This window comes from Actinomadura darangshiensis (genome assembly GCF_004349235.1).
In the GTDB taxonomy this organism is placed as follows: Bacteria; Actinomycetota; Actinomycetes; order Streptosporangiales; family Streptosporangiaceae; genus Spirillospora; species Spirillospora darangshiensis.
In genome coordinates this window covers 22378-29457 of sequence record NZ_SMKY01000095.1, presented here as the reverse complement: position 1 = coordinate 29457, position 7080 = coordinate 22378, and the positions used below count along the sequence as shown (strand labels likewise).

8 protein-coding genes and 1 rRNA gene are annotated in these 7080 nt (G+C 70.4%); 5 read left to right on the top strand and 4 right to left on the bottom strand.

Annotated features, from left to right (window positions below; genetic code table 11):
- Window positions 1–8: 8 nt before the first annotated feature.
- Window positions 9–125, top strand: a 5S ribosomal RNA gene (rrf, locus tag E1293_RS21265).
- A gap of 79 nt (window positions 126–204) precedes the next feature.
- Here the strand turns inward: rrf and E1293_RS21260 are convergent.
- Window positions 205–1005: an aminoglycoside phosphotransferase family protein gene (locus E1293_RS21260; protein WP_165978331.1), complete on the bottom strand. Its 801-nt coding sequence runs from the start codon at window positions 1003–1005 to the stop codon at window positions 205–207.
- A gap of 171 nt (window positions 1006–1176) precedes the next feature.
- Here E1293_RS21260 and E1293_RS21255 point away from each other — a divergent pair, with 171 nt between their 5' ends.
- The gene (locus E1293_RS21255) at window positions 1177–1383 is read left to right on the top strand and encodes a DUF397 domain-containing protein (protein WP_132199194.1); all 207 of its coding nucleotides are present in this window, start codon (window positions 1177–1179) and stop codon (window positions 1381–1383) included.
- A gap of 140 nt (window positions 1384–1523) precedes the next feature.
- Here E1293_RS21255 and E1293_RS21250 read toward each other — a convergent pair whose 3' ends face one another.
- Window positions 1524–2177, bottom strand: a complete 654-nt coding sequence (locus E1293_RS21250; RefSeq protein WP_132199193.1) for a TetR/AcrR family transcriptional regulator — start codon at window positions 2175–2177, stop codon at window positions 1524–1526.
- Between the two features lie 124 nt (window positions 2178–2301).
- On the opposite strand from E1293_RS21250, the gene E1293_RS21245 reads away from it, so the two are divergent.
- Together E1293_RS21245 and E1293_RS21235 are read left to right on the top strand one after the other, a co-directional pair.
- The gene (locus tag E1293_RS21245; RefSeq protein WP_424923655.1) at window positions 2302–2916 is read left to right on the top strand and encodes a CatB-related O-acetyltransferase; all 615 of its coding nucleotides are present in this window, start codon (window positions 2302–2304) and stop codon (window positions 2914–2916) included.
- Window positions 2917–3015: 99 nt separating this feature from the next.
- On the top strand, window positions 3016–3864 hold the full coding sequence (locus E1293_RS21235) for an erythromycin esterase family protein (RefSeq protein ID WP_132199191.1): 849 nt from the start codon (window positions 3016–3018) through the stop codon (window positions 3862–3864).
- 66 nt (window positions 3865–3930) lie between these two features.
- Here the strand turns inward: E1293_RS21235 and E1293_RS21230 are convergent, their stop codons facing one another.
- Entirely contained in the window at window positions 3931–5325 is a 1395-nt protein-coding gene (locus tag E1293_RS21230; protein WP_279473268.1) for an MFS transporter, read from the bottom strand.
- Window positions 5326–5442: 117 nt separating this feature from the next.
- On the opposite strand from E1293_RS21230, the gene E1293_RS21225 reads away from it, so the two are divergent.
- Complete coding sequence (locus tag E1293_RS21225; RefSeq protein WP_132199190.1) at window positions 5443–6327, top strand: helix-turn-helix transcriptional regulator; 885 nt, start codon at window positions 5443–5445, stop codon at window positions 6325–6327.
- Here the strand turns inward: E1293_RS21225 and E1293_RS21220 are convergent.
- Complete coding sequence (locus tag E1293_RS21220) at window positions 6311–7018, bottom strand: SDR family NAD(P)-dependent oxidoreductase (protein ID WP_132199189.1); 708 nt, start codon at window positions 7016–7018, stop codon at window positions 6311–6313. The genes E1293_RS21225 and E1293_RS21220 overlap by 17 nt on opposite strands.
- Window positions 7019–7080: the final 62 nt, after the last annotated feature.

Sequence of the window (7080 nt, the reverse complement as noted above, 5' to 3'; positions counted from 1 at the left end):
GTTGGTCGTTCGGTGGTTTTGGCGAAGGGGAAACACCCGGTCCCATCCCGAACCCGGAAGTTAAGCCCTTCAGCGCCGATGGTACTGCATGGGAGACCGTGTGGGAGAGTAGGACACCGCCGGACTCATATTGCAGGATGGCCCCGCCGACACCGGCGGGGCCATTCTCATTTCTGCGGTGAGCGGTCACTGGACATCAGGGGTTCAGAGCAGGCTTAGGAGCCTTTCTGCCTGCCGAATGAGGACGGGCGATCTGTCCGGGCGTGTCCCTAGGATCCGGAGCAACCAGAACAGCGCAAGCAACCGACGGCACTCCCTCGACCTTGCGGCTTCCGATGCCTCCAACTCGACCTGCTCGAAGGCCGCGGCCAGGTCGACCCCACCGTCCTCCCGCGCCGAGATGTGCTCGATCGCCTCCGCCAGTTCATAGGCACGATCGCTACGGCCGGAGTATTCGAAGTCGACCAGGCGGACCTCGGAGCCGTCCCACAAGTAGTTGGACAGGTTGCCGTCACCGGTGCCGAACACCGGTCGGTCCGTCCGGTGGAGGAGCTCGGTCAGGCCAGGGCGGTGGGCCCAGTCCGTCCCGGCGGTGAGCGCTTTGGCCGCGACCGGGTGGCTCTCCGCACTCGATGCCTTGCTACACCACCCTCTGACCTGCTCCAACAGTTCGACCGGGTGGCCCGCCCTCGGCGGCAGATCAGCAAGGACCCGTCGAGGGATCGACTCTTGGAGACGGACGACGGCAGCCGCCACCGCGCCGGCCTGCTCGGAGCTGACCGGTCCGTCCAGCGGGCGTCCTGGTAGGCGCGACATCACCACTTCCGGCGGGTCGGCCGTCAGCCTCGCCGATACCGGTGTCGGCGCCAGCCCCGAAGCATGCTCGTCGAGCAGTTCCAAGGCACTCCACTCCCGCTCCTGCTGCCGGTGCTCCCACGACCGATAGCGCTTGATCACCACGTCCGCCCTCAGTTCGAGCAGATGCGTGCTGGGCCGTTCGCCCATACGTCCCCTTCCGGCCGCGGCGGTGGTGACCATCTTGCCGTTCGCAACCCCCGGTTTGCCGGACTAGGCAAAGGTCAACCATGCCGATCAGATTCGGAACGTCCCAAAACAGGTCCTTGGCGTGCGGCGCATAGCGAGGGTAAAGATCTCCCTGAACGCAGGGAGGGACCAATGGACCGTGCCGCTCGTAGTTGTATCGCATGGCGCAAGAGCTCCTGGAGCAATGGCTCGAGCAATTGCGTCGAGATCGCCGGCTTGCGCCCCGGCATCGGAATCAGAGACAGCAAAGCGCCGGCCGGGCCCGTGCTCGTCCTCGCCCCGGAACGATGGATGGCGTTCGTCGAAGCACTCAAGGCAGGCGACCACGATCTGACCTGACTCAAGTGATCTAGGACGGTGCCATGCCTGCGGCCATCGCGGAGCCGCTGATGGCCGCGGGCGGGCGGGGCATGCTCATGCGTCCGTAACGGCCGCAGCGCTTGGCAGGCACATGTCGTTGCGGCTGACGGGGCTTGTCCTCACGTGGGCGGTCTCGGTTCGCTCTCGGCACGCGGGTGCCCGGCGAAGGCCCCGGCGGATGCGGCGAGGGCGGCGGTTCTGGCCGCGTGGTCGGGCAGGAACGGGTCGGGCGGCGTCCAGAGAAGCACCAGCTGGTGGTACAGGGGCGCCGTGGCGGTGACGAGGAGTCGTCGAGCGTCGGTGTCCGGCGGGAGTTCGCCGCGCTGTGCGGCCCGGCTGACGATGCTCTCGCAGCGGGCGTACCGGTCCTCCCAGAGCCGCCGTTGGGCCTGTTCGGCCTGCTCGGAACGGAACGAGGCGGCGATCAGAGCCGGCACGATCGGCGGCTGCGCGGTCAGTGCGTCCTGGATCTCGTGGTTCAGCGCCGCCAGGTCGCCTTCCAGGGAGCCGGTGTCCGGGGGATGCCAGGCGTCGTCGCCCGCCGCGTCCAGGGCGTCGGCGAGCAGTCCGCCGACGTCGCCCCAACGTCGGTACACCGTCGCGCGGTGCACACCGGCACGGGCGGCGACGAGCTCCACGGTGAGGCCGTCGTAACCGCGTTCGCCGAGTTCCGCGAGGACCGCGTCGAGCACCTGCGTGCGGATGCGGGCGGTACGGCCGCCGGGGCGGCGCTGGGGCGGTGGCAGGTCCGGTCGTGGTGCGGGGAGAGTCATCGCTGGTGGTCCGGTTGCTCGGTGGGTAAGCGTCGTGGCAGTATCTTAATGCATCAGTTGTCGCACTAAAGGAAAACGCCTGATGACGCCGCCCGTTCCCGCCGACCCCACCGTGGTGCACCCGATGCCCGAGCAGCCGCGGGTGGTGTTGTTGAAGCCGCTGGTCACCTCACCGCTGATCGAGGTCGGGGAGTTCTCCTACTACGACGACCCGGACGATCCGACGGCCTTCGAGACCCGCAACGTGCTGTACCACTACGGGCCGGAAAGGCTCGTCATCGGGAAGTTCTGCGCGCTGGGCGAGGGTGTGCGGTTCATCATGAACGGCGCCAACCACCGCATGGACGGGCCCTCGACGTTCCCCTTCCCGATCATGGGCGGTTCCTGGGCCGAGCACTTCGACCTCATCGCCGGCCTCCCCGGACGAGGGGACACCGTGGTCGGCAGCGACGTCTGGTTCGGCTACCGGGCCATGGTGATGCCCGGCGTCCGCATCGGTCACGGGGCGATCATCGCCTCCGGCTCCGTCGTCGTCGACGACGTCCCCGACTACGGGATCGTCGGCGGCAATCCCGCCAAGCTGCTCCGCCGCCGCTACAGCGATGCCGACATCGACCGGCTCCTCGCGCTGGCCTGGTGGGACTGGCCGCTCGCGCACATCACCGAGCACCTCCGCACGATCATGTCCGGTGACATCGGCGACCTGGAGAAGGCGGCACCCGCGCCCCCGCGCCGGTGAACCACTCCCGTTCCAGCACTGAGGAACCGAGCACTGAGGAACCGAGCACTGAGGAATCGAGCACTGAGGAATCGAGCACTGAGGAATCGAGCCATCGGCATGCCTGCTTCGACACACCGCGACCCGTTCGCCGACCGGCTTCGCGGCCATGCCGTCCCGCTCACCCACCTCGACCCCGAGGCGCCGCTCGACGACCTGGAGCCGCTGCGCGACATCATCGGCGACGCGCGCGTCGTCGCGGTCGGCGAGCACTCCCACTTCATCGACGAGTTCGCGCTCATGCGCCGGCGCATCCTGCGGTTCCTGGTCGAACGCTGCGGTTTCACCGTCCTGGCCTTCGAATACGGCTTCAGCGAAGGCTTCTCCCTCGATGCCTGGGGCCAAGGCGAGGGCGGGGACGATGAACTGGCGTCCCACGTCGCCGGCGCGATCCCCGTGGGACTCGACGAACCGCTGCACTGGATCCGCCGGCACAATCGCACCGCCTCGCAACCGGTGCGTTTCGCCGGCATCGACATCCCGGCGGCCGGTGGCTCCTTGCTCCCCGCACTGACCCCGGTCGCCGACTACCTGCGCCAGATCGATCCCGAAGCCCTGCCGGCGGTCCAGGCGGCGATGCGGATCGCCGAATCGTTCGCCGGTGGTTCCGGGGCCGTGGCCGCGCCCGCGTGGGCACGTCTGTCCACCGCCGAACAGGACGCTCTCAGCGCGCTCCTGATGCGCCTGCTCATCCGGTTCCGCTCCGTCCAGCCCTTGTACGTGTCCCGCGGCGACCAGGACGGCTACGACATCGCCGATCTTCGGCGGGCACGCCTTGAGACCTCCGGCGGTGCCGGTCCCGACCGCATCCGGATGCAGAATTCCTACGTGCACACGCCCGTCCTTGACGCGTTCGATGGCGTTCTCAACACGCAGGCCTCCACCGTCGCCGCCGACATCCGAATGTGAAAGGTCCCGACTACCCGGCTGCGCCGCGCCAGGCGATCGGCACCGTCCCGGTAGCGGGCACCTCGTTCATCGGCGGAGGAGGAGCGCGGCCAGGGCGGCTCCGGCCAGGCAGACGGCACCGGCCGTGAGGGTGGCCGTGTGGAGGCCCGCGAGGGTGTCGCCGGTGGCTTCGGTACGGGCGGCGACGATGGCTGCCAGGCCGGCCGTCCCGATGCCGCCGAGGAACTGCGGCAGTTGCGACAGGCCGCCGGCCGTGCCCTGCTCGTCGTCGCGGAGCCCCGAAGTCATGGTGGTGATGAAGGCGACCACCGTGAGGACGTGCCCGAACCCCATGGCGCCGGACGTCAGCAGGAGCAGGGGTAGGCCGTCCTGCGAGGGGAGCAGGATCATCGCGCCGGTCCCGATTCCCTGCACGGACAGGCCGAACGTCATGACGCCGGCCTTGCCCCACGCGGCGATCAGCCTGGCCGCGAGCGTACCGCCGATGAGCGCCGTGGTGCCCTCCGCGAGGAACGCCGCGCCCGTGGCCAGCGGGGAGTAGCCGAGGACGTCCTGCATGTAGAGGCTCAGCAGGACGGTCGTGCCGCCGCACATGCCGAGCGTGATGAAGCCGATCAGGCCGCTCCACTTCACGGTCGGCCTGTTGAGGAGCCCGAGCGGAACCAGCGGGGCCGGGTGCCGCCGTTCGACCTGGAAGAACGCGGCGAGGGATACCGCCGCCAGGGACAGTGAGCCCAGCGCCGGGACGCCGGCCCAGCCGCCCCCGGCACCGGTCGAGATGCCGTAGACCAGGGCGAACAGGCCGATGCTCGCCAGGACGGCGCCGGGGACGTCCAGCCGGGCGGGGGCGCGCGTGTCGTTCCGGGGGAGGACGGCCACTGCGCCGAGCAGCACCAGCGTGCCGATCGCGGTCAGGAACAGCATGGTCCAGCGCCAGTCGAGGCCACTGGTGATCACCCCGCCGCCCAGGGTGCCGAGGACGAACCCCAGCGACAGCACCGCGCCGTTGACGCCGAGCGCCCTGGTGCGCCGCGGGCCGTCCGGGAACGCCGTCGTCAGCAGTGCGATGGCGGTCGGCGCGATCATGGCGGCGGACGCCCCCTGCCCCACCCGGGCCGCGAGCAGCATCGCCGGGCCGGCCGCCGCGGCGGCGAGCAGCGAGAACGCGCTGAACAGGGCGACACCGAGGGTGAAGAGCCGGCGCCGGCCGATGATGTCGGAGAGGCGGCTGAACAGCGGCAGCAGGCTCGCCGTCGGCAGCAGGCAGGCCGTCGCCACCCACTGCAGCGAACCGGCGGTCGCGAAACCCAGGTCGCGTCCGATCTCCGGCAGCGCCACGGTCACGACCGAGTAGTCCAGCCCGGTCATGAAGGTCGCGCCGCAGAGGGTGAGCAGAATGAGCCGCCCTCGGCCGCCGAGCCGATCGGTGTCTTCCGTGCGTACGTCCAGTGATTCGGTCACGGGGCCAGCCTGTGGCGGGCGGCGGCCGCTACCCAGCCCTCCGCTGGGGCTATCCCCGCGGTGCCTACACCTGGCAGGTGCAGGCAGGCCGGGGTGAAACCGGGCATGCTGGACGGCATGGCGCAGCGTTCCGAACTCGGCGAATTCCTCCGGACCCGCCGCGCGCGGCTGCGGCCGGAGGACGTCGGCCTGCCCGACTACGGCGGGCGGCGGCGCGTCCCCGGCCTGCGGCGCGAGGAACTGGCGCAGCTCGCGGGCGTCAGCGCCGGGTACTACACGCGGCTGGAGCAGGGGCAGAGCCCCAACGCGTCCGAGGCGGTGCTCGACGCGATCGCGCGCGTCCTGCGTCTGGACGAGGCGGAGCGGTCGCATCTGCGGCGCCTCGCCCGCCAGAAGGCCAAGGCGCGGCGGCGTCCGCGGCCCGAGCGGCTGCGGCCCGCTGTCCGGCTGATGCTGGACGCGTTCGGGGACGCGCCCGCGCTGATCCTCGGCCGCCGCTATGACGTCCTCGCGTGGAACCGCGCGGCGCACGCGCTGCTCGCCGGGCACCTCCCCTACGAGGCCCCGGACCAGCCCGGCGAAAGGCCGAACATCGGGCGCCTGGTCTTCCTGGATCCGCACACACGCGAGTTGTACGCCGACTGGCGGACCAAGGCGCGGGACACGGTCGCGGACATCCGCGTGACCGCCGCCCGCTCCCCGGACGACCCCGGACTGACCGGCCTCATCGGGGAGCTCACCGTGCACAGCCCCGAGTTCGCGTCGCTGTGGGCGGCGCATCCCGTCCAGGATTGCGCCGTCCGGTACACGCGCGAGTTCCGGCATCCGCTGGTGGGCGCGATGACGCTGAACAACGAGATCATGGAGCTGTCCAACGACGAGGGGCAGCGCATGGCCGTGTTCACCGCCGACCCGGACTCGCCGTCGGCCGCGGCCCTGCGCCTCCTCACCGACCTTGCCGCAGAGAAGGCGCAGGAGCCGCGCCTTAAGTCAGTGCGTTGAAGACGGCCTCCGGGCTGTCGCGCTTCGCGTAGAGGTTCCAGGCGGTGTCGGCGATGGTGTCCGGATCGAGTGTGCCGGCGGTCATCTCGCCGAGGCCGTCCTGCCCGGACGTCAGCACGCGGTGGATGTCGCCGCGTTCGATGAGGCCGCCGATGGTGAGCGTCCCGGCATAGACGCCCTGGTCGGCGAGGGCCGCGTGCAGGGTCAGGGCGTAGTTCCGCAGGGCCGCGGAGGAGAGCGCGAGGTGGCCGATCATGGGGATCGGCACCACGGAGCTGAGGCCGCCCGCGAACAGGAGCCCGCCGCCGCCGCGCTCCAGCATCCCGGGCAGCACGGCTCCGACCACGTCGATCGCCGGATAGACCCAGCTCATCGACTCCTTGGCGGCGGCCGCGTCCGTTGCGGTGATCGGAGCCGGCCTGGCGCTGGGATCCATGGCGCCCGGGCCGTAGTAGGCGACGTCGATGTCGCCGGCCGCGTCGAGGGCGGCGAGGAGTGCGTCGCTGTCGCGGACATCCGCCGTGTGGGACGTGGCCTCGATGCCCGCGGCCTCCAGCGACGCGACGTATCCGGGATGGCGCGTCGCCGTCCGGGAGATGAGGGCGATCCGGTGCCCTTCGCGGCCGAACCGGTGCGCGATGGACATGCCGAGGCCGGGGCCGACCCCGATGACGACGGTGGTCGCGGACATGGCGACTCCTTAAGTTGAGGTTCTCCTCAACTTAGCATGGAACTTGAGGGTCTCCTCAAGTT

What these genes read in the sequence shown, in the direction of transcription:
- E1293_RS21225 (WP_132199190.1), top strand. Translation starts at nt 5,443, where the DNA reads ATGGCGCAGCGTTCCGAACTCGGCGAATTCCTCCGGACCCGCCGCGCG.
- E1293_RS21255 (WP_132199194.1), top strand. Translation starts at nt 1,177, where the DNA reads ATGGACCGTGCCGCTCGTAGTTGTATCGCATGGCGCAAGAGCTCCTGG.
- E1293_RS21245 (WP_424923655.1), top strand. Translation starts at nt 2,302, where the DNA reads ATGCCCGAGCAGCCGCGGGTGGTGTTGTTGAAGCCGCTGGTCACCTCA.
- E1293_RS21220 (WP_132199189.1), bottom strand. Translation starts at nt 7,018, where the DNA reads ATGTCCGCGACCACCGTCGTCATCGGGGTCGGCCCCGGCCTCGGCATG.
- E1293_RS21250 (WP_132199193.1), bottom strand. Translation starts at nt 2,177, where the DNA reads ATGACTCTCCCCGCACCACGACCGGACCTGCCACCGCCCCAGCGCCGC.
- E1293_RS21260 (WP_165978331.1), bottom strand. Translation starts at nt 1,005, where the DNA reads ATGGGCGAACGGCCCAGCACGCATCTGCTCGAACTGAGGGCGGACGTG.
- E1293_RS21235 (WP_132199191.1), top strand. Translation starts at nt 3,016, where the DNA reads ATGCCTGCTTCGACACACCGCGACCCGTTCGCCGACCGGCTTCGCGGC.